15 protein-coding genes are annotated in these 21527 nt (G+C 66.2%); 9 read left to right on the top strand and 6 right to left on the bottom strand.

Going from position 1 to position 21527, the window contains the following annotated elements; translation table 11 throughout:
- The 6 genes from A5701_RS27810 to A5701_RS26050 form a co-directional block, all read right to left on the bottom strand.
- The coding region (locus A5701_RS27810; protein WP_156670274.1) for an SIS domain-containing protein at window positions 1-507 on the bottom strand (507 nt) is incomplete at its 3' end.
- Window positions 508-838: 331 nt separating this feature from the next.
- Window positions 839-2077, bottom strand: coding sequence for a thiolase family protein (locus A5701_RS26070; protein ID WP_067760994.1), 1239 nt, complete (start codon window positions 2075-2077; stop codon window positions 839-841).
- Between the two features lie 154 nt (window positions 2078-2231).
- Window positions 2232-4505 (bottom strand): LuxR C-terminal-related transcriptional regulator, encoded by a 2274-nt coding sequence (locus A5701_RS26065; protein WP_067760992.1) that lies wholly within the window; start codon window positions 4503-4505, stop codon window positions 2232-2234.
- A gap of 1549 nt (window positions 4506-6054) precedes the next feature.
- Entirely contained in the window at window positions 6055-8862 is a 2808-nt protein-coding gene (locus A5701_RS26060) for a LuxR family transcriptional regulator (protein ID WP_067760990.1), read from the bottom strand.
- Between the two features lie 86 nt (window positions 8863-8948).
- Complete coding sequence (locus tag A5701_RS26055) at window positions 8949-11744, bottom strand: AAA family ATPase (protein WP_067760988.1); 2796 nt, start codon at window positions 11742-11744, stop codon at window positions 8949-8951.
- Between the two features lie 179 nt (window positions 11745-11923).
- The gene (locus tag A5701_RS26050; RefSeq protein WP_067760986.1) at window positions 11924-12139 is read right to left on the bottom strand and encodes a hypothetical protein; all 216 of its coding nucleotides are present in this window, start codon (window positions 12137-12139) and stop codon (window positions 11924-11926) included.
- 399 nt (window positions 12140-12538) lie between these two features.
- Here A5701_RS26050 and A5701_RS26045 point away from each other — a divergent pair, with 399 nt between their 5' ends.
- The 9 genes from A5701_RS26045 (at window position 12539) to A5701_RS26000 (ending at window position 21503) form a co-directional block, all read left to right on the top strand.
- Window positions 12539-14173: a sigma-54-dependent Fis family transcriptional regulator gene (locus A5701_RS26045; RefSeq protein WP_304442278.1), complete on the top strand. Its 1635-nt coding sequence runs from the start codon at window positions 12539-12541 to the stop codon at window positions 14171-14173.
- 183 nt (window positions 14174-14356) lie between these two features.
- Window positions 14357-14737 (top strand): hypothetical protein, encoded by a 381-nt coding sequence (locus A5701_RS26040; protein ID WP_067760981.1) that lies wholly within the window; start codon window positions 14357-14359, stop codon window positions 14735-14737.
- A gap of 25 nt (window positions 14738-14762) precedes the next feature.
- Window positions 14763-15089 carry a protein UsfY gene (gene usfY / locus A5701_RS26035; RefSeq protein WP_369807452.1) on the top strand — a complete coding sequence of 109 codons (327 nt, stop codon included), beginning with the start codon at window positions 14763-14765 and terminating at the stop codon, window positions 15087-15089.
- 517 nt (window positions 15090-15606) lie between these two features.
- On the top strand, window positions 15607-15963 hold the full coding sequence (locus A5701_RS26030; protein ID WP_231968947.1) for a phosphoenolpyruvate carboxylase: 357 nt from the start codon (window positions 15607-15609) through the stop codon (window positions 15961-15963).
- 410 nt (window positions 15964-16373) lie between these two features.
- Window positions 16374-17426 (top strand): alpha/beta hydrolase, encoded by a 1053-nt coding sequence (locus A5701_RS26025; protein ID WP_067760976.1) that lies wholly within the window; start codon window positions 16374-16376, stop codon window positions 17424-17426.
- Window positions 17427-17887: 461 nt separating this feature from the next.
- The gene (locus A5701_RS26015) at window positions 17888-18808 is read left to right on the top strand and encodes an NADP-dependent oxidoreductase (RefSeq protein ID WP_067760970.1); all 921 of its coding nucleotides are present in this window, start codon (window positions 17888-17890) and stop codon (window positions 18806-18808) included.
- 157 nt (window positions 18809-18965) lie between these two features.
- Window positions 18966-19412 carry a cupin domain-containing protein gene (locus A5701_RS26010; protein ID WP_067760968.1) on the top strand — a complete coding sequence of 149 codons (447 nt, stop codon included), beginning with the start codon at window positions 18966-18968 and terminating at the stop codon, window positions 19410-19412.
- A 97-nt stretch (window positions 19413-19509) separates the two neighbouring features.
- Window positions 19510-20004 carry a hypothetical protein gene (locus tag A5701_RS26005; RefSeq protein ID WP_231972886.1) on the top strand — a complete coding sequence of 165 codons (495 nt, stop codon included), beginning with the start codon at window positions 19510-19512 and terminating at the stop codon, window positions 20002-20004.
- Window positions 20001-21503, top strand: a complete 1503-nt coding sequence (locus A5701_RS26000) for an NAD(P)/FAD-dependent oxidoreductase (protein ID WP_067760966.1) — start codon at window positions 20001-20003, stop codon at window positions 21501-21503. Before A5701_RS26005 ends, A5701_RS26000 begins: the two co-directional genes overlap by 4 nt.
- The last annotated feature ends 24 nt before the right edge of the window (window positions 21504-21527 follow it).

Raw genomic sequence — 21527 nt, 5'->3', positions numbered from 1 at the left:
AGCGTTCAGAAACCCTTTCGGGCTGCTCGATGCACCGCTACGCAGCAGAACCTCACAGTCGGCAACCGCGGCAAGGGGACTGGCCGGGTCATCGGTGATCGCGATCATCGCTGCTGGTCTCACGGTCCGGCCGAGCTCGTTGGTCAAAGCGCGTGCATGCCTGCTCGACCCCGACGGCGATGTGACGACCAGCAGCGAGTCGGAGGTGACCGGCCGCGGATTCTCTAGAAGATGTTCCGTATCGATCCACCACGCGGCCCTGCCGGCCGCACCGAGCCGCCGCCAGCTCGCCAGGGCCGCCAATTGCGATGCGCCTATACCGGTGAGGATGATGCGGTGCCCGTGATCGCGAACCAACGGGTATAGGCCCAGCGAGATCGGTACCCGATCGAAGTCGAGAAATGATCGGGCTTGAGCCCTGGCGTCGACGTGAAGGGCGGCCAGACTCGCGAGCCGCGGACGCGGCAACTGTCCACCGCAAAGCAGCCGTGCTGTTCTGGGGTTCACCGGTCAGTGCCCCTTCTTGGTTGTCCGTCGTGGTTCTGGTTAGCCCACGTGTCCTGCGACCCCGCCGGCGAGACGCAGCAGCTCTGCTGGTGGGCGGGCGTCTGCGCGGAAAGGATCCGCAACGCTTCGTCGACTATGAGCCTGCTGCCGGGGCGGGTGAGATGGCATCACCCTCGAAACCGATTCACCCGGGTGAAGACGACCGGCGATATCGCCGAGTGGCGGTGGCGTGCTCTCGCGATTGGGGTGGCCTAGAAATCTGTTGTGGACAATCGGCGTGCGGCACCGGCTCCGTACGCTGACCGCCGCTGTGTCACGCGCAATCCGTCTTCTACTCCGCGTCAACATTTTCGAGAACGACTGCTACCGCCTGGCCCGAGCCGATACAGACACCGATAACCCCATAACGGGCGCCTCGCTCACGCAATTCGATCGCCAGCGTCAGCAAATAGCGAGTTCCTGTGGCCCCGAAGGGATGTCCGATGGCGACAGCGCCACCATTGGGCGTCAGCTTGTCGTCGGGGACCACGAAACCATCCAGCTGGTTTGGCAATTCGCGCAGTACGCCGAGCGCCTGGGCGCTAAACGCCTCGTGCACCTCCCACACGTCGATCTGGTCGGGAGAAAGTCCCGCCCGGCGGATCGCGGCCGGGATCGCCCAGGCAGGTGCCACGCCCATGATGAGGGGGTCGATGCCGTAGACCGCACTGGATGCCACTCTGGCTAAGGGCTCGATGCCCAGTTCGCTGGCTCGCTGTCCGGAAGCGATGACGACGGCACTGGCGCCATCACTTAACGGCGAGGAGTTCGCCGCCGTCATTTGGGTCGTGCCCGGCTGGGCCGGTAAGGCCGCGAGCGCCGCGGCGGCCGTGTCGTCGCGGATGAACTCATCGTGTTCCGCCAGCCGGGCGGGTGTCTTCTTGGTCGCCGGAATCGTCACGGGCATAATCTCTTTGGCCAGCCGACCCCGATCCCGGGCGGCCTTCGCGCGTTGCTGGGATCGCACTGCGAACGCGTCGATCTCCTCGCGGTTCAGCGAGTAGCGGTCGGCGACATTCTGCGCGGTCTCGATCATGCTGATGTAGGCGTTGCGGGCCAGCAGCACCGGGTTGGGCGGACCTCCAGCGCCGCTCCACATGGTGTCAAGCATCAGAACCGGACCTCGGGGACTGAACGCGGCATCGCCCTTCATCAGCGCCCACCCCGATCGGGACATCGACTCGACTCCACAGGCGATACCCAACCCGAGGTCGCCGGCCTTGATCGCGTGGCTGATGGTCACCGCCGCGCTCAGTGACGATCCACAAAATCTGTTCACGGTGGACCCGGCCGCGGTGTCGGGAAATCCGGCCGCCAACGCCGCCCATCGGGCGACGTCGCCCATGCCCTCGTGAGCGGGGTTCACGCAACCCGCCACGATGTCTTCCACCGCGTCGAGCGGCACACCCACCCGCTCGCAGGCGCCCTTCATGGTCATACCCAGCAAGTCATCGGCGCGAATGCCCGACAGTGTGCCGCCATAGCGGGTGAACGGCGTTCGTACGCCCCCCAAAACGTAAGCCTCAGTCATCGCCCACCTTTCGAACGCGTCGGGTCGGCAAGGCCATCTGACCCGACCTTTGCTCCTCTATGAGGCTGCGCCCGCGTGGGGTGAGCCGTCATCACCCAACCGCCGGTTCGCCCGGGTGATTAACGCGAGGCGTTCTCAGATACGACGATTCGTGCTACAGGAGGCCGAGTTCTCGCGCCCGGCTGACCGCCGCGCTGCGGTGCTCGACGCGGAGCTTGCGGTACAGGGCGCGCTGGTGGGTCTTCACGGTATTGAGCGAAACGTAAAGCCGCGCACCGATCTCACGTCGCGATAACCGGGTGGCGAGCAGCCGAAGAACCTCGAGCTCCTTGGGGGTCAGTTCCTCGTCGACCGTGTGCCCCTCGTTGCGCGAAGCCGCTGGGGCGCCGGCACTTCGCCCGCCTGACGCGAGCAACGCCGAGCCGACGCCGGCGTCCGCGCAATCGCGCAGCAGGGTACCGACCTCGTCGAGGATGGCCTCTGCCATCTGGTGGTCGCCGTGATCTCTGAAGATCTCCGCTCTGGCCAACAGTGCCTTGGCCACCTCCAGGATTGCTCCGCCTTGGCGGGCCGACATGACGGCCATGTCGGCGGCGGCCACCGCCGCAACCGCGTCACCGCGCATGCGGAGGACCTCGGCCGTCGCAAGCGACACCATCACGTTCACGAGGTGTTCCGCATCCGCCAGGTCGCGTGAGCTGCCGGAAGCCCGGCGGATCTGCCGTTCGGCGTCTGCGATGTGACCCTGTTCGGCCGAAATCAGCGCCAGGTAGCCCAACGCGTCGACACGGGCGCGACGATCGCCCAATTTCTCGGCCAGCTTCACCGCCCGCTCGAAGGCGGCCTGTGCTTCTTTGATGCTGCCCGAGAAATACAGCGCCGCTCCATAAGTGCAATAGGCGCTCGATCGGCCTATCGGCGCTTCGGCGAGATCGAGGGTGATCGCCCGGCGAGACATCTCGAGCGCCGTGGCGACCTCTGCCGTCTTGAAGGCGTGAACCGCGCGCAACACGACGACTTGAGCGCCGACCACGCCAGGGTCTGTGGTGTCGACCGTGGCTCGGGTTTCGACGGCCTCGATCCACTCGGCCGCGTCATCGAGTTGACCAACGCTCAGGGCGATCCAGGCGCGAGCCAGGCTCAGACGCGGATCCCGCAAAACGGTCTCCTCAGGGAGCAGATCAAGCAAGCCGGACACGGTCGACACGCCGCCCCCGTTGATTTCGTCGACCCAGTCCGCGGCGATGAGATCGGCGCTGCGCTCGATGTCGCCGCCGGCGACCAAGTGGCGCACCGCCTCATCGATGAGTCCCTCGGTCTCGAACCAGGCCGCGGCTCGCCGGTGCAGATCGGCGACGAGATCGGGCTCGCTGCGCCGCAACTCGGTGCGCAGCAGCTCTGCGAACAACTGGTGATAGCGATACCAGTGACGCGCCGTGTCCAGCGGAACCAAAAAGAGGTTTTCGCGTTCGATCGTCTCCAAGACCGAGGCCGAGCCGGACGTTTCGAGCAGCGCGTCGCACAGCGCACCGTTGAGCCGTCCCAAGACCGAGGTGCGTAGCAGAAAACTGCGCATCTGCGGCGGCTGACCATCGAGCACCTCGGCCATCAAGTAGTCGACGATATGACGGTTATCCCCGGCGAACGTCTTGATGAACGCGGCGGTATCGGCGCGTCCGGCAAGCGAGAGGCCGGCGAGGTATAGACCGGCCGCCCACCCCTCGGTGCGCCGGTGCAACAGCTGAATATCGGCGTGGGCCAAGCCCAGACCCAGGACGTCGTTCAGCAGATGGTCCGCCTCACTGGCGCCGAAACGTAAATCCTCGGTTCGCAGCTCGGCAAGGTCCCCGCAGGCCCTGAGACGCGCCAACGGCAGCAAGGGATCCGATCGGGTGGCCAGCACCAAGTGCAGATTCGCCGGCAACCGGCTGATGAAGAATGCCAGCTGCTCATGAACCGGTCGACTCACGACCAGGTGGTAGTCATCCAGAATGAGCACCATCGAGCCGTCAATCGTGTCGAGATCGTTGAGCAGGGTGGGCAGTACGACCTGCACTGGGTCGGCGCCCATCGCGAGGAGTTCGACCGCGCGAACCCCCACGCCGGGACTGACCTTCTGCAGCGCGGCGATCACGTACATCCAAAACCACACCGGGTCGTTGTCGGAGGCATCGAGCGACAGCCAGCCGAACCGCTGATCCTTACCCGCAGCCAGTGCCCACTGCGCCAGAATTGTCGTCTTGCCCCAGCCGGCCGGCGCGCTCAATAGGGTCAGCTTGCGGCGTTCCGTCGACAGCATGTCCAACAGGGCGGCTCGGTGAACAAGCTGGGCTCCGATGGCGGGGACGTGCAGCTTGGTGGCGAGCAGCACCGCTCGCGCGGCGGCTTCTCCGACGCTGTTGTCGCTGGGTCCAGCTGAGCCGGTCACGCCCGAACTCCGAGCATGCGTTGAACCCAGCAGCCGGGCAGGAAAACTCGGCGGTGAAGCGCCGTGGCCGGGCGCTGGCGTCTGGGCATCCCAGTTGTTCTCTGCAGGTTCGGGCGGGCTCGTTCGGTCCGGCATTCGCGGTGACCTTATTGAATCAGATTCGCTCCCCTCGATTACCTCCGGCGCACGCCGGCGGTGCCCGTTTGTGCTGGCGGATGCCCGTGCCGCCAGCGGCTCAAGGATGTTCGCATGTGCCGTGCTCACGCTCTGCCCGCTCACCGTATTTCCCCTCTATTCCCATCGGTCGGGTGGCTCCCGCAACTCATGACACCGCGGCGAGCGGATGGTGAGCGTCTCAACGTGAGGTGATCGAGCGTCTCAAAGTGAGACGCCGTGGCGGCCCGTCGACGTCGGTCACACGCACATGGCCCTCGGTTCACAACACCCAGCCACCGACGTTGAACACCACCGGGATCGCCATCAACATGCCAAGACCTTGCTCATCACCGCTTTTCGCAATTCCTCTGTGTCATTGCTTTCCGTTGCCGTTTCCAATCACTACGTTGGCAGCGCGAAGACGCCGTCACCATCACCCGGCGGGTGATGTTTAGGGCAGGGTCGGTGTATAGCTAGTGACCGTGATAATTGACCGACTGGTCAATGCGGGCGGCGGATGAGCTGCGCCGACTGGGCAGGGGGCGGATGCCGCCTTGGCGAACGAGTTGCAGCAAGATCGCAGCGGTTGGCACGGCCAGAGTCATTGCCGGCCAGGAACTCTCGGGTGTCAAAGGAACATCGTGTGCACATGGAATTCGGCGGGCCGGGACGCCCTCGCGCAGCCCCAGCCCGCCGAACGGTCATATAGCCGACGACGCGTAACCGCCCGCGAAGCCTTTGGGCAGGGCGGTTCCGGTGCCAAGCCGGGTCACGACGCTCGCTCCTCGATGTCGACGGGTGACGCGAGAGAAGCCGGATCGCTACGGCCGAAGCGAAACTCGTCGCCCAGCGGATTTTCCGGCGGCGCCGACGCGCCGGGGCCGCACGCTCCAGAACGGCCATGGTCGGTGCCCCCGGCAACGGCGTCGGACGCTGCCAGCCGACTCACCTGGCTCCCAGCCGCGAGAGCCGGGCCGCCGACGGCGATGGCGGAGTTGATGGCGCCGGTGCAATCGCTCGTCGTAACTGTGCGGTTGGGGGCCGGCGATCGACGTCGCCCGTCAGCTAGCGCGGCTTGCATGCGCATCGAGATGTAGAGTCCCGCTTGCTGTTCGGCGAGCTCACGTGACCATAGGTCATCGGGACACCATCGCGTACCCAGCGAGGCCGAACGCCACTGGCACCATCGCCAGGATTCCTAGCGCCGCGTTCAACATGGTTCGCTCTTTCCCTCGGGTGAAGCCTGATAGTTGTCGATTACTACGGTCGTCGCGGGGGCGGCGCAAAACCATCGCCCGAGGATTGATGTTTAGGGCCGGATGGGGCTAGTACTAGGCCGGTGCAGGCGACGGGTGACGAATAGGCCAGGCGGGGCCCGTATTTGACGTATGGGTCAATCAGTGCCGCGCATGAGCTGCGCCAATTGGGCGCGCGAGGTGATGCCCAGTTTGGCGAATGCGTTGTGGACGTGGGTCTTGACCGTGTGGGGGGACAGGTGGAGTTGCTGCGCGACGGAGCGGTTGGTCGCGCCCTGTGCGATGAGGTTGACGACCTTGAGTTCGGAGTCGGTGAGGCTGTCCCAGCCCGTTTTGGCCCGAGTCTGGGCGACGATGCGGCGTTCCACGCCCAGCCGGCGCAGCGCGCGGCCGACCCGGCGGGCATCGACAATCGCTTCGCACGCGATGTAGGTGTCGAATGCCGCGTTCAGCTGGTCGAGCGCCTCCGCGTCGCGCTGTGCGCGACTCAGCTCGGCCCCGGCGTCCTCGGCCGCGCCCGCGTAGAGAAGCGGCCGCGAAGACGAGCGAAGCAATTCCGCGGCAGCCACCAGTGCGTCGGCATCACGCTCGAGGATCCCGCGGACGTATCCGGCGACCCCCGCGAAGACCGGCACCGGTGGTCGCTCACGCTCCAGCGCCTCGGTGGCTTGCAGGACCCTCGCGCGCAAGCCGGCATCACCGGCCGCCGACGCCACCCGCGCACCCAAGATCACCAGATCTAGGACCTCAGGCGTGAGTGGCGTCCCGAGTAGCGCGATATCGCCGAGCCAACGCATCGCGTCGTGGACATCGTCGCGCTGCCACGCCGCGAGCGCGAGCACCTGCGCCGCCGCCCGACGAACCATCGATGCGCCGGTGGGGTACGCGTCACGCGCATCATTGGCCGTCTGTTGCAACAAGTTTCGGTCATCGGTATGCACCGCCACTGCGGCCAGAAGCGCCACGCGGACCATACCCAGGTCGGTCGCGCCTGTCGGCTGTCGGCGCGGCACGGATTCAGCCGCGGCGCGAGCTGCGGACAACCGGCCCGCGGCGAGATGGACCCACGCGTCGATATCGGCCCAAATATCGAGGGCCATCGCGTTGCGCTCCCGGGTGGCTTGCTCTATTCCGTCGGCGATCTTGGCTGCCGCGTCGTCCAACCGACCGGCCACCGCCAGCAGGTTGGCGTGGTGCGCTGCGAGCAAGTCGTGGGCCGCCGTCGCATCACTCGCGCGGGCGAGCGTGCACGCCTCCTCGAGGTGGCGCAGGGCACGGCCCGCATACCCGTCCCCACAGTCGAGACAGGCGAGGGTCACATCGGCCACGATCTTCGACTCGAGATCACCGGTCGCCGCCGCGGCCGCGGCGGCCTCGTCGGCGGCCGCGCGCTGTTGCCCCCGCTGATCGAACAGCAGGTTGTAGGCCAGCGAGGCCAGATGTCGCGCCCTGGTGACCTCGCTGATGCCGCCGAGCTGCAGCGCTCGCCGATTCTCCTCCACCCGCCGCTGGGCACTGTGCGTATTGATCGTCGGGAGGCGGAGGCGAATCTCGGCCTCCTCTTCCGGCGACGCCGCCGCCGAGAGCGCCGTCACGGCCACTTCTTCGGCCTCGTCGTAGCGGCTGGCCCGGTTGAGCAGCTCCACCGTTTCGGCAACCAGCGACCCGTGCTCAGAGTCGTCGGCGGACAACAGCTCCAACGCACGCTTGCACAGGTCCGCGGCCGCACTCGCATCGCCGCGGCCCACCGACTGAGCGGCCTGGCGCAGCGCGCCAACCGCCTCCTTGTCCCCGGGCTCCGCGCTTCTCGCGATTTGGGTGGCCACCTCGGCGGGGGCCGCTCCCATGCCCAGCATGACCGACGCCGATTGGCGCTCCATTGCCCGCCGCAGCGACTGCGGCAACGACTGCCGGGTGGCCTCACGCAGCAGGTCATGCCGAAACCTCAGCCGCTCACCATCTTCCACGAGCAGATCCGCGCGCACCGCCTCCTCCACCGCCGACAGCAGCGACGCCGGCGACCGTTCCAGCATCGCGGCCAGCAGGGCAGCCGAAAACCGGTCGGGCAGCACCGCGGCCACTCGCACAAGCTCGGAAGCGTCGTCGGAGAGCATCTCCAGCCGCTGGTGCATGGTTGCGCCCAGACGCCGCGGCAGTCCGTCGCCGGTGACCATCGCGCGGCCACCGGAGAGATTGAGCCGGCCCTCCTCGCCCAGTCCCCCGACCAGCTCGGTGACCAGAAACGGATTTCCGTGCGCCTTGGCGGCCAGCTCCAATAGCGGCGCCGCCGCCCTCGCCCGCACCGCATCACACACCATGTCGGCGACGGCGTCCGGCGTCATGGCCGCCAATCGCAGGAATGTGGCGTTCGCGCGGCCCAGCACCGACAAGGTTTCCTGTACCGCGGGCCCGCCCGCCCCGGTGCGGGCGGTCAATACCCACAAGACGGGCATTTCCGGGTGTCCTGTGGCGAGCGACCGCAGCGCCAACGCCGTGCCGTTGTCGGCCCAGTGGATGTCCTCCAACACGATCACCAGGGGGGTCTCCGCGGCCGCCGCATGAATCGCTTCGGCCAGATCGTGCACCACCCAGTAGCGCAGGTCGGCCGAGCTGCCCAGCCGGCGCAGCGCCTCTAGATCGCCGACCGGGGGATCGGCGTTCAACGTGGCCATGAACAGCGAGAAAAACGGCACCGCCTGCTGATACTCGAACGCCTCCCCGAACAAGGTGCGCGCCCCGCACCCGTCGGCCAGCGCGAACACTTCGGTGAGCAACCGACTCTTGCCGATGCCGGGCGGTCCCTCGATGACCAGCACACCCCCGGTTCCCTGGGCCGCCGCGGTGACCAGCGCGCGGATCAGTTCCAGCTCGGCCGCCCGCCCCCGGATCGGCGGAGTGACCAGCGGCTGACCGCCGACATCAGAAAGGCCGGTTGAAGGCCCCATGGGGCGTCCTGTCTACCGTTTACCGGACTGTCATTGCAGTGCACGTCATTGTAGGCCCGCGCATCAGCTGCCCGGTTTGCTGTCGATCAATCGGCGCCGCGCATGAGCTGCGCCAATTGGGCGCGCGAGGTGATGCCCAGTTTGGCGAATGCGTTGTGGACGTGGGTCTTGACCGTGTGGGGGGACAGGTGGATTTGCTGCGCGACGGAGCGGTTGGTCGCGCCCTGTGCGATGAGGTTGACGACCTTGAGTTCGGAGTCGGTGAGGCTGTCCCAGCCCGTTTTCGCCCGAGTCTGGGCGACGATGCGGCGTTCCACGCCCAGCCGGCGCAGCGCGCGGCCGACCCGGCGGGCATCGACAATCGCTTCGCACGCGATGTAGGTGTCGAATGCCGCGTTCAGCTGGTCGAGCGCCTCAGCGTTACGCTGTGCGCGACTCAGCTCGGCACCGGCGTCCTCGGCCGCGCTTGCGTAAAGCAACGGCCGCGAACAGGAGTGGAGCGCGCCGGCCGCCGTCACCAGGGCATCGGCATCGCGCTCGAGGATCCCCCGGATGTGTTGGGCGACTATGGAGAACACCCGGACCCCGGGCCGCTCGCGTTCGAGCACGTCGACAGCGTCCAGGAGACGCGCTCGCAGGCCGGCGTCACCGGCGGCTGACGCTGCTCGCGCGGTCAAGGCCAGCTGATCCAAGACGGTAGGCAAGAACGGTGTCACGAGTATCGAGATATCGCCGCCGAGCCAGCGCACCGCCTCATGAACGTCGTCGCGCTGCCACGCCAGTAGCCCTAGCACCCCCGCGGCCCCTCGACGTACGGCGACTGAACCGTTGGAGTACGCGTCGCGCGCATAGCTCACCGTCTCCAGCAACAACGTTCGGTCATCGGTGCGCGCCGCCACTTCCGCAAGGATCAACATGCGCCTCGCGTCGACGAAGGTCGACCCCGTTCGCTCCGGCGCTGGCAGCCCCTCGAGGGCGGCGCGGGCATCCGACAACCGGCCCGCCGCGACGTGTACCTGTCCCGCCGTCAGGGCCCAGATGTGCAGCCCCATGCCGTCGCGTTCCTTCCGGGATTTCTCCGTGCGGCTCGCCACCAGCGCCGAGGCATCATCCAACCGTCCGACCACGGCAAGCAGGTTTGCCAGGTGGATTGCCGCGAGGTGATGAGCGGTCATATCGCCGGCGGGGGTCAGGGCTTGAAGTTCCTCGACGCGGTGTAAAGCGCGGCCCGCGTATCCGTTCGCGCACTCGAGGCAGGCAAGTGCCACTCCGGACAGAATGCTCGATTCGGGATCGCCGGCGGCCGCGGCGGCGGCCGCCGCGTCGTTGGCTGCCGCGGTGTCTTGTCCGTGTTGGCCGTACATTGCCAGGTTGTACGCCAGCCATCCCCGATGTCGTGCCTGGGTGACGTCGCTGAGGTCGGGCAGCTGAAGCGCGCGGAGATTCTCTTCGATGTGTCGCGTTGTCGCTTCTGTGGTTACCGTCGGGAGCCGGAGGCGAATCTTGGCCTCTTCTTCCGGCGTCAGCGCGGCGGACAGGGTGGTGCTGGCCAACCGTTGTGCCTCCTCGTAGCGGGTGGCCCGATTAAGCAGCACGATCGTTTCTGTCACGAGTGGCTCACGTTCGGGGTCTTGGGGGGGCTGGAGCTCCAACGCGCGCATGCTCAAATCCGACGCGGCGCCCGGATCGCTGTTGGCCACCGACTGTGCGGCCTGGCGCAGGGCGACGATCGCGGCTTGATCGCCCACCTCGGCGCTGCGGGCGAGCTGGGTTGCGACCTCCTCGGGCGCCGCTCCCATCTCCAGCATGATGGTTGCCGATTGTCGCTCCATCGCCCGGCGCAGCGACTGGGGCAAAGATTGCCGTGTCGCTTCGCGCAGCAGATCGTGACGAAACCTCATCTGATCGCCGTCTTCGACGAGTAGATCGGCCCGGACGGCCTCTTCAATCGCCGATACCAGGGCGGTGGGTCGGCGTTCCAGCATCGCGGCGAGCAGCCGGGCCGAGAACCGGTCCGGCAGCGCCGCGGCTACCTGTACCACTTGGCTCGCAGCGGTGGAGAGCTGGTCGAGCCGTTGCTGCATGGTGTCGCTGAGCCTGCGGGGCAGCGTGTCTCCGGCGGCAACCGCGCGGCCGCCGCTGACATCGAGCCGGCCGTCCTCGTCCAGTCCCCGCAGCAGCTCCGTGAGCAGGAACGGATTGCCGTGCGCCTTGTCGGCCAGATTGAGTAGTGACGTATCCGCGTTGGCTCGCACGGCGTCTTGCACAATGTCGGCTACCGCGCTCGGTGTGACGGGCGTCAACCGCAGGAACGCGGCATCCTCGCGTTCCAGCACGCTCAGCGTCTCGCGAACGGCCGGTCCGCCGGCGCCGGTTCGCGCGGTGAGCACCCACAGCACGGGCGCATCGGGTCGTGTCGCGGCCAGCGACCGCAGCGCCAGCAGGGTCGCGTTGTCTGCCCAGTGGATGTCCTCGAGGACGATGGCCAAGGGTATTCGGGACGCCGCGGTATGTATGGCGGCTTGCAGATCGCGCACCACCCAGTAGCGGAGATCGGCCGACGTGCCCAAGCGACGCAACGCCTCCGCATCACCGACAGGTGGATCCGCGCGCAGGGTCGCCATGAACAGCGAGAAAAACGGCACCGTCTGCTGGTATTCAAACGCTTCGCCGAATAGTGCCCGAACCCCGGCCTTTTCGCCGAGCGCCAGGACCTCGGTCAACAAGCGGCTCTTCCCGATGCCCGGCGGCCCCTCGATGACCAGAACGCCCCCGCGCCCCCGGGCCAGCGCCGCGACTAGGGCGTCGATCACCTTCAGCTCGCCCGCACGACCACGAATCGGCGGTATGCGCACGTTCCCCGACGCCCTGGCGATGCTCACACCAACCGCCGCCCCCCAGCGGGAAGCGGGTGGGCGGAAGACCTCCCCGTTGTATCCACAGTTGTCGCCACCATTAGCGCTGGTAACCAGTGTAGACGTGTTATTGCGCGCCATCCGCTGTGACTGGCCGCGATCGGGATTGTGGGTCTCGAAAGCCCGCCCTGCCTCCCGGCCCGATCTCATGCTGCCACCTGAACTTCGACCGAAAGGTAATCGGCAATCTCGTGCGTTGCGGGCCAGTCGCCGTTGTGCACGGCTGCGCTGAGCAACTCCACCAATGGACTGCAGGCGCCCAACTCGGCCAGCCATGAGGCCACCGTCTCGGAGATTTGGTCTGCCTGGACGCGTACGGTGCGGCCGTCGTGCAGGCGATCGGTTAGCTGATAGATAGTCATTTCTCCACGCCTTTTCGCTGGATCGGGAGGGAATCGCAGGCGTGGATCACCTGACGACCGGGCCGCCGTCGCGTTCGACGCCCGCGTGCCGTTGGTGCTTCACCGTCACTCTTCCGATCCGTCCGATGCATTAGCTGACGTGATCCATGACACCGGCGCGGGCGTATACTGAGCGTCTCAATCCGAGCAGGGTTGCGCGTCTCAAACTGAGACACCGATATTGGGGGCGGCTGTACCTCTCGGTCGGGGAGCGAGGTCCATGCGTCGATGAGCTTGTGGGGCGACGTACAAACCGACGTTCGCCGGATGCGGGAACGATTTTTGTGTGAGGGGTCCTTGGAGGGGGAGACCTTGCCCCCAAGCGTTCTGGATTCCTGGCGTCGGTCGCAGACCCTCCGCGTGCACCCCGACCGGGTCGAGCTCCCGTATGTGCGTGAACCCGATACGGGCTCGCGGTTGGTGCGTGCGGCCGCGCCGGTTCTGCGGCGCGTCACCGACGACCTGGCTGCGCAAGCCGTGAGCGTCGTCCTGACTTCAACCGACGGGGTGGTGGTCGAACGGGCCGCCCCAGAAGTGTCCATCCTCAACGCATTGGACGCGGTGAGCCTCATACCGGGCTATAGCTTGGCGGAAGAGGTGGCGGGCACCAACGGGATCGGCACTGCGCTGGAGACCGGGCGGCCCGTCTTCATCCGCGGTGGCGAGCACTACGTCGCCATGTTCAGCGGTTTCGCGTGCGCGGGGTCGCCGATCCGGGATCCGATAACGCGCAGGGTAATCGGAGCCGTCAATCTGAGTTGTCTGGCCGACGAATCGCGTCCACTGTTGCTCGCGCTGGCTACCAGTGCCGGTCGTCAAATCGAGGATCGCATGCGGGTGGTGGCTCACGAGGGTGAGACCGCGCTGTTGGAGGCGTATCTGCAGCAGACACGGCGATCTTCGAGCGGTGTGCTCGCGATTGGTGGCGATGTGGTGTTGATGAACCCGTATCTGCGCCGGGCGCTGGACGGCAACGAGCAGACGACGCTACTCGAACACGCGTCGGACATGCTCAGCTCCATGCTGTCCGGTACGGCGCTGGCCGTTCTGCCAAGCGGGCGCATCGCAAAAATCACTGCCGCCGACCGCTCGACGGTACACGGTGGCCGGACCAATGTCGTTTTCCACGTTGACCTTTCGTCCCAGACAAGCGCCCAGCGCCCGCAGATCGCCCGTTCGGCGGGCACGCACATCCCTGGGTTGGCCGGGCACGATGGCGCCTGGCTGCGCTGCTGCCAGCAGGTGGAGCAGTGCTGCCGCGACGGAGACTGGGTGTTGGTCGAAGGCGAGAAAGGATCCGGCCGGGCGCGGCTGGCCCAGGCGGTGGGAGAGCATGTGAAACCCGGTCGAATCGTCCGGGTGATGCGTGCGGGGGAATTTCGGAGCGCAGCGCGCTTCGTCGCCGAGCTGGCGGCTGAGTCCGGCGATGAGGACTTCGCAGTGGTCATCGCCGATGTGGACGAGGTCGACACTGACACACTCGAATCGATCATCTCGATCCTGGCCACGCGCGCAGGCCGGGGATGGATCGCGGCGACCCGAAGTTCCGCACCGCCTTCGGCACCCGTCAAGCAGCTGCTGCCGCTGTTCCCCCAGAGCGTCTCGGTGCCGGCACTGCGACACAGGATTGACGACTTGGGAGAACTCGTGCCGTTGTTGTTGCGCGAGATCACCCGGGGCGCTGATGTGGAGCTTGCCCCCGACGCTATGCGCCACCTCAGCAGGCTGCCGTGGCCGGGCAATGTCGCGCAGCTGCGACGAGTTCTGACCGAGACCGTTGCCCGCCAGCGCTCGGGCGTTGTCGGCGCCGACAAGTTGCCGCCGGAGTGCCGCTCGGTCACCCGGCGGAAGCTGACCCAGATGGAAGCCCTCGAGCGCGACGCGATCGTCCGTAGCCTGCAGGACAACGGCAACAACAAGCAGGAGGCGGCCCGCGCCCTGGGAATGTCGCGGGCGACGATCTACCGCAAGATAAACGACTACGGCATCGCATAGGGATCACCCGGGTGAATCGCGGCCCGGACGATGACAACTCACCCTGCCTATCGCCAGGATGTGCCCCATGGCAACAAGAGTTGACGACGGTCCCGATATCGATCCCGGTTGCTGGCAGTGTGTTCGGCCGGCGTCATCGTCGTTGTTCGCCCAGTCAGAGCCTTTCGACCTACGAGTAACGCCATGAGGCAAGTCCTGCTGCGGGCAGTGGTGCTGCTGGCATCGTGGGCGACCGGATTGTTGATTGCGGCCTGGATCGTTCCCGCGGTTTCGTTGTCGGCATCGGGGTTCGTCGGCGCCGTAGTGGTGTTCGCGGTATCGCAGGCGGTCCTGTCCCTGTGGATGTTGAAGTTGCCCCACCCTTATGCGTCCCTGTTTCTTGGTGGCACCGGATTGGCATTGACGATCTTCGCGTTGTTCATCGGGTCGGTCGTGACGCACGGGCTCACCATTGCCGGCGTGGCATCCTGGCTGGCCACGACGGTCGTGGTGTGGCTGGTGACAACGATCGGGGCCATTACGCTGCCCGAGCTGCTCATCCGCGACGGCGCCGCTTCGACCTGACCAAATATTTCGATCTCGTCCGACTATGGAGGGAGCCGTGATGGGAGACACGCATGACGATCCGACGGATCACTCCCGGACCACACAACCGCACGCGGGTATCGCGATGAAGGACAACTTCTTCTGGCCGGGGTTGATCCTGCTGGTCGTAGCGATGTTCGGTCTGATCGGCACGGCGGCAGCGGCCGCCTATCGACATTACGAATGGCTTTCCACCACGGTGCTCATCGCCGTCCTCGGCGCGGCCGCCGGAGCGCTGTGGCTCGTCATTGAGGACCGCCGGGTGACCCGCATCGATGCGCAGTGGGACGGCGCGCACCCAGGTAGTCGGACGCGCCCGAGCGCTCGCTGATCACACAGCCGAGCGCCCCCGCGCGGTTATTATCGTGTTACACTGCAACATATTTCGTATTTCTGATAATGACTGAAACGGCCACGACCCGTTTTCGGGCTCTTCTTTCGTAATCACCACTGGCGCAATCGCGAAATCGATTATGCGTTCGCCGCTCGCGATACTCACCGAATCGCCCGGGTGAATCAGTTTGCGGGGTGATGTCCACTCATCCCACCTCAATGAATGCTGGCCTAACAGATCGCAGCCGGGGATCCGTGGAACAGGCAATTTATCCGATCTGCGTTCGAAGCCGCACAAGCGCGAAACGGGTCGCGACGGCGGACGACCGCCTTGCTGCGTTGGCCACCGCGAAACCCATCGCCGAATTGGAGAAAGCCAGATGAACCATCGCCAATTCAAACGGCCGCGTGCTCAATACGCCTCCGGCGCCGCGCGAGCACCGTGGCTGCCGCACCGAATCCGGGACGCCGCCGCGTCCGCCCGGCGGTGGGCGCATCGGAAGGCAGATGCCGCGATGGACACCGTACCGGCGATCGAAGATCAACTTCACGCGCTGCAGCCCATCTGCAGTGCCCAGGGGGTGTCGACCGGCATCGCGTGCGGTGCGCCGGCGGTGGCAGTCGCCGAGATACACGCCGTCGATGGATGTGACCAGCTGGGGCTAACCCCAGACGGCGACCTCATCGAGACGCTTTGTCAAGCCTGCCTGGCCACCGTGCAATGGGCGATGGCGACGTACGTCGGCGACAAACGCGAGGTGGCATCCCGGTGCGGCACCCATCCGATTTGCACCACATGCGGGCGTCCTACCGGATACCTGCGCAGCATCTTTGCCGTCCGCTCGATCGGACTCGACGGGCTGGCGCCATGACCCGATTACGCAGTGCCGCCCTGTTTGTGGCTTTTGCGGCCGGAGATTACGCGGTCCTCATGCTCATCAATGGTCAGCTGCTGGATTTCGGCGTCGCCGCCGTGGTTTGCGCGGGATCCTCGGTCGCGGCCGCGACGATCGCCTACGGGGGTAGGCGGCGCCGCAAGGCGTTGGCGCTGGGACGAGCGGCCGTATGGGCGCGCCGTGACCATCAGGCGGCTACCGCCGGCCAACAATGTCCGTTATGCGGAGGCGCAGGCCAAAACTTAAGCGAATCACCCAGATTCGCTGACCGCCAGGGTGCGCACTTATGCCCAACATGCTCATCGAGCGTCAACCAGACTCGGCACGACCAACCCGGGACCCGGCTCGGCGCCGGTTCAACCGGGTGAGCGCGCGGAACAATTCACATGAGCGCACCCGCCGCCGCGTCAGACCCAGCATCCCCCGGCCTGGGAGCAGCCCGGGCACACAAAGCTCGACGGCTGCCGGTCCGCGCGAACGCCGTCGTGGACGTCATCCAGGACGGTCCTAGCGTGCCCGCGCGCATCGCTTCGTTGAGCGCCCGGCTGACGATCCGGCCGACCTTGAGCGTGGGCAGCCATCTGCCCTCGGCGCCATGGCCCTGGGGCGCCGTCGAATTCGCCGCTCGCGGCATCGCGCCGCCACTTGGCACGGTGCGCGCCGGCGTCGCGCTGGCGGACTGCACCGCGCAGCTTATCCGCGCCGGGGGTGTGCCCCCGGCCGACGGCACCCGCCGGGTCGTGCTCTATCTGCATGGAGGGGCGTTCCTCACCTGCGGTGCCCACTCGCACGGCCGATTGGTGAGCACGCTGTCGAGGTTCGCCGACGCGCCTATGCTGGTGCCCAACTACCGGAAGCTTCCCAAGCACTCGATCAGCGATGCGGTCGACGACTGCCACGACGGCTACCGTTGGCTGCGCCGAAAAGGTTTTGCGCCCAGCCAGATCGTGCTGGCGGGCGATTCCGCCGGCGGCTATCTGGCGCTAACGCTGGCTCAACGCCTGCTGGAATGCGGTGAGCGGCCGGCGGCGCTGGTAACGATGTCACCGCTGCTGCAGCTGACCGCAAAGCCCAAAGCGCGCCACCCCAACATTGGTTCGGATGCGATGTTCCCCCCCAGAGCGTTCGACGCCTTCCATGGTTTGATCACCCGCGCCGCAGGACGCCGCGACGCCGACGGGCGTGCCGACTGCCTATACGAGCCGCTTGATCACATCCAACCCGGGCTGCCGCCCATGTTGATCCATGTATCCGGTTCCGAGGTGTTGCTGCACGACGCGCAGGTGGCTGCGCAACGACTAGCCACCGCCGGCGTGCCCGCGGAGGTAAAGGTATGGCCGGGCCAAATCCACGTGTTCCAATTCGCCGCGCCGATGATTCCCGAAGCGACGCGCTCGCTGCGCCAAATCGGCGACTATGTCCGCGCAGCGACCGGATGACCGGGCGACGCCGAGGTTATCGAAGCTGTTGGCGACTAGGGCGCTACGCGGTGTCGGCGATGCTGCCCTCGGGGACGCCGACGAGGACCAGAGCTGTGTCGCCGCCTCCCGATGACGCCTCGGTGCTCACCCGGGTGAATCAGCTCGCCGGGTGATGACGGCTCACCCTGCGTCGGTGAACGCTGATTCTTCAGCAGCTGACGAGCGGAGGGTTCAGTGCAGCGGACGATGTACCGGATCTGCATCCGCGGTCGCGTGACCGAGCGACTGGGGTCCGCGTTAGACGGGATGCGCCTCGAGGCCGGCGCGACCGACTCCGTGTTCACTGGTGAAATCCACGATCAGTCACAGCTTTTCGGGCTCCTCGACCGGGTCCGTGACCTAGGGCTTGAGCTCGTGAGCGTACAACCGCAACCAGCGGCTGACCTGACGACACCAACCGAAATCAGAAAGGAAATGTAATGCAAGCCATCGCTGTTCGAGATCGTGATGCCGGTGTCGGGGGTCTGGCGCTAACGGACCTTCCCTACCCTCAGGCGGCCGACAACGACGTCGTCGTGCGGGTGCACGCAGCCGGTTTCACACGCGGGGAGCTCGACTGGCCGCACACTTGGATCGACCGCGCGGGTCATGACCGGACACCAAGCGTGCCGGGACACGAGTTGTCGGGCGTAGTGGTCGAGTTAGGCTACGGCACCACTCTTTTGAGCGTCGGTCAGCGGGTCTTCGGGCTTGCCGACTGGGCCCGCAACGGCTCGCTGGCCGAGTACACCGCCGTGGAAGCCCGCAACCTCGCTCCGCTGCCCATCGACATCGACCATACGGTGGCCGCTGCGCTGCCGATCTCTGGCTTGGCCGCCTGGCAGGGCCTGTTCGACCACGGCCGCCTGGTCGCCGGCCAAACGGTTCTGATCCACGGCGCAGCGGGTGGGGTCGGGTCGATCGCGGTTCAGCTCGCTCGCGAGGTCGGTGCCCGCGTCATCGGCACCGGCCGGACCGCAGATCGAGGCCGCGCGGCGGATCTCGGAGTCCACACCTTCCTCGACCTGGACTCCGAAAACCTAGAGGTCGCGGGTGAAGTCGACGTGGTGTTCGACGTGATCGGTGGCGACATTCTGGCCCGCTCGGCGGCTCTGGTGCGGGCCGGCGGAACGCTCGTCACCGTCGCCGAGCCGCCAAAGATCCTGCCGCGCGATGGGCGGGGAGTATTCTTCCTCGTCGAAGCCGATCGAGCTCAGCTCGCCGCGCTTGCCGCGCGAGTACGGGACGGACGCCTCAAACCCGTAGTGGGTGCCGTGCTACCGCTCGCCGAAGCCGCCGCCGCATTCGCGAACGACAAGCGCATCCCTGGCAAGACGGTCCTGCGGGTCGCGGAAGACTGAGGAACCTCCGGTGATCGGTCGACCTGCAGGCGCACTTCATCTCGTATCTTCGCTGGCTACCGGGGGACGGTTTGCCTACCGCTTCGATTCGTACAACCCGTTGGTGCACAGCAGACTTCGCATGCACTTGGGACATCCCAAAGGAAGGCGGCCAAGAATGGCTCTGAAGGTAGCACTCGCCGGACTGTCGGTTGCGGTGACGCTCGCGCCTGCGGCCCAAGCCGGGCCTGGACAGGAGAGTTCGGGCCAGAACCCGGTTGTGCAAACAGTTTTCAACCAGCCTACAAATGTTCCCGGCAAGTCTCTTGAAGCAGTGACCGTCAGCTATCCGCCGGGCGCAAAAAGCGGCGCGCACCACCACGCGAAATCGGCGTTCATCATGGCCTACGTGATCTCCGGAGAGATCCGCAGCCAAGTCGAAGGTGAACCCGCTCGTGTGTATCACGCCGGTGAGACCTGGCGGGAACTCCCGGGCGCGCACCACACGGTCAGCGAAAATGCCAGCGCCACCGAACCTGCCGAATTGCTCGCAGTTTTCCTGGTCGATACCGGAGACGGCCCGCTCACGACGGATGACACCACCGAAAGCGAGCCGCCGCGGTAGCGATGTCACCGACGAATTGAAAGACATTATTTTGGAGCAGATTACGATTGAACGCGAGCCGTCGGTGCCCACGCCAAGCGCTATCCGGGTTGTCCGGATGGCACTGCGCTTGTCGCTTGCCGCGGCCTTCCTGTCCGCTGTTGCCGACCGATTCGGTTGGTGGGAGCCGTTGGGGCAGGGTAGCTGGGGAAGCATGAGTGCTTTCGGTGACTACGCCCATCAGCTTGTTCCGTTTGCATCCGGCTGGCTATTGACCGTGATCGTGTGGGCCGCAACCGCCGCCGAAACGGCGCTCGGAATCTTGCTTCTGGCCGGCTGGCGGCCGAACCTCGTCGGCGCCGCAACGTGCCTGCTGCTCGTAATATTTGGAACCACGATGGCCATCTCCCTCGGCCTGGAATCACCGCTCAGCTACAGTGTCTTCTCCGCCGCGAGCGCTGCCGCAGCCTACGCGATACTTGGCCCGGCTTCGCGCCCACGCACCGACCGCACACACCGCGGGCGCCGTAGCGAATCCGCCAACTCGAAGCATGCCGACGAGTTGCGCCCCGGCCGGCCAACGCCGCCGATCATCGGAAGTGGCGGCAGATGAAGGCCGGCACGGACTTCGACGTGATCGTGGTGGGTGGCGGGGTCGGCGGTGTGGCCGCGGTCCGGAAGCTTGCTTCCACGGGCCTTTCGGTAGCGCTCGTCGAGGATCGTCTGGTCGCTGGGGAGTGCCATTACTGGGGGTGCAACCCGAGCAAAACACTGCTTCGCCCGATCGAGGTGCTGAACCTCGCAAAGGCGGTTCCTGGCGTGCGCGAGATTGTTTCGGGCGATCGACCGGACGTTGCTGCCGTTTTCGCGAAACGCGACGCGATCATCGAGCACCTCTCGGACCAAGACCGAGTGGCCTCACTGCGGCAAGCCGGTGTATCGGTGTTCCATGGATTCGGCCGGCTGAGCGGCCAACGAACTGTGCGCGTAGCGCGTGCCGATAACACCGAAGCCGTCTTGGAGGCACGCCACGCGGTCGTTCTGGCCACCGGCACTCGTCCCAACGTGCCGGGGATACCTGGGCTGACCCAAGCACGCCCATGGACGAATCGGGACTTGACCACCATGACAGAAGTGCCACCCCGCGCACTGGTGGTGGGTGGTGGGCCCGTCGGTGTGGAGTTCGCGACTATCCTGACCGGTTTGGGCTCTGCGGTAACACTTCTGGTACGTGGAAACGCTCTGCTGCCCGGCTGCGAACCAGAAGCCCGCGACTTGGTTGCGCAGTCACTGCGAAGCAAAGGCGTGACGGTTCACTTTGAGACGGAGTTGTCGGCGGTAGCCCGCCCGCGGTCCGGTGGCCCCGTCACCGCAACCTACGGCCGCCAGACCATCGAGGTAGACGAGGTCGTCCTGGCCGCCGGACGGCGCAGCAACACCGAGGACATCGGACTGGAAACCGTTGGCCTGCCACGGGGCGGATTCGTATCCGTTGACGACCATCTCCAGGCGGTCGGCGTCACAGGCGACTGGCTCTACGCCCTGGGCGACACCACCGGGCGCGCTCGGCTGTCACACATCTCCACCTACCACGGCCATCTCGTGGCAGAGATCATCGCGGCCCGGGCCGCGGGCCGCGAACTGGGGGCCGACGAGCTGGCTTCCCGCGATGCGGGAAGCCTTGCACAAGTCATCTTCACCGAGCCTCAAGTGGTCAAGGCGGGGCGCACCGAAAGCCAATCCCTCGCAGAAGGATTCGTGGTGCGGACGCGAACTGCCCGGTACCCAGGTGCACTGTCATTCCTGACCCTATTCAGAGATGGCTTCCAAGGATGGGCGAAATTGGTCATCGATGCCGAGACCGACACACTGCTCGGAGCGACATTTGTCGGCCCGGAATTCTCGGAACTGGTTCAAGCGGCCACCCTGGCTATCGTCGCGAAGATTCCGGTAGGCCTGCTGCGCCACGCCGTCGCGCCACACCCGACGATCAATCAGGTCTGGGATCTGTTGCTGGCCCAAGAGTCCGAACTTGCCCCGTTACCGGCAAGTGGGTCGCCACGAATGCAGAACAGTGGCCACGCGAGACGCCTTATTCATCAGAGCGGTTGAGACGACGATTGTTGAGGGAGACAC

The organism is Mycobacterium sp. E3305 (genome assembly GCF_001666785.1).
Classification (GTDB): Bacteria; Actinomycetota; Actinomycetes; order Mycobacteriales; family Mycobacteriaceae; genus Mycobacterium.
The sequence above is the reverse complement of the archived record's forward strand: the minus strand, read 5'-3'. Positions and strand labels throughout refer to the sequence as shown.

What these genes read in the sequence shown, in the direction of transcription:
- A5701_RS26050 (WP_067760986.1), bottom strand. Translation starts at nt 12,139, where the DNA reads ATGACTATCTATCAGCTAACCGATCGCCTGCACGACGGCCGCACCGTA.
- A5701_RS26040 (WP_067760981.1), top strand. Translation starts at nt 14,357, where the DNA reads ATGAGGCAAGTCCTGCTGCGGGCAGTGGTGCTGCTGGCATCGTGGGCG.
- A5701_RS26070 (WP_067760994.1), bottom strand. Translation starts at nt 2,077, where the DNA reads ATGACTGAGGCTTACGTTTTGGGGGGCGTACGAACGCCGTTCACCCGC.
- A5701_RS26015 (WP_067760970.1), top strand. Translation starts at nt 17,888, where the DNA reads ATGCAAGCCATCGCTGTTCGAGATCGTGATGCCGGTGTCGGGGGTCTG.
- A5701_RS26005 (WP_231972886.1), top strand. Translation starts at nt 19,510, where the DNA reads ATGGCACTGCGCTTGTCGCTTGCCGCGGCCTTCCTGTCCGCTGTTGCC.
- A5701_RS26060 (WP_067760990.1), bottom strand. Translation starts at nt 8,862, where the DNA reads ATGGGGCCTTCAACCGGCCTTTCTGATGTCGGCGGTCAGCCGCTGGTC.
- A5701_RS26010 (WP_067760968.1), top strand. Translation starts at nt 18,966, where the DNA reads ATGGCTCTGAAGGTAGCACTCGCCGGACTGTCGGTTGCGGTGACGCTC.
- A5701_RS26000 (WP_067760966.1), top strand. Translation starts at nt 20,001, where the DNA reads ATGAAGGCCGGCACGGACTTCGACGTGATCGTGGTGGGTGGCGGGGTC.
- A5701_RS26030 (WP_231968947.1), top strand. Translation starts at nt 15,607, where the DNA reads ATGGACACCGTACCGGCGATCGAAGATCAACTTCACGCGCTGCAGCCC.
- usfY (WP_369807452.1), top strand. Translation starts at nt 14,763, where the DNA reads ATGGAGGGAGCCGTGATGGGAGACACGCATGACGATCCGACGGATCAC.
- A5701_RS26025 (WP_067760976.1), top strand. Translation starts at nt 16,374, where the DNA reads ATGAGCGCACCCGCCGCCGCGTCAGACCCAGCATCCCCCGGCCTGGGA.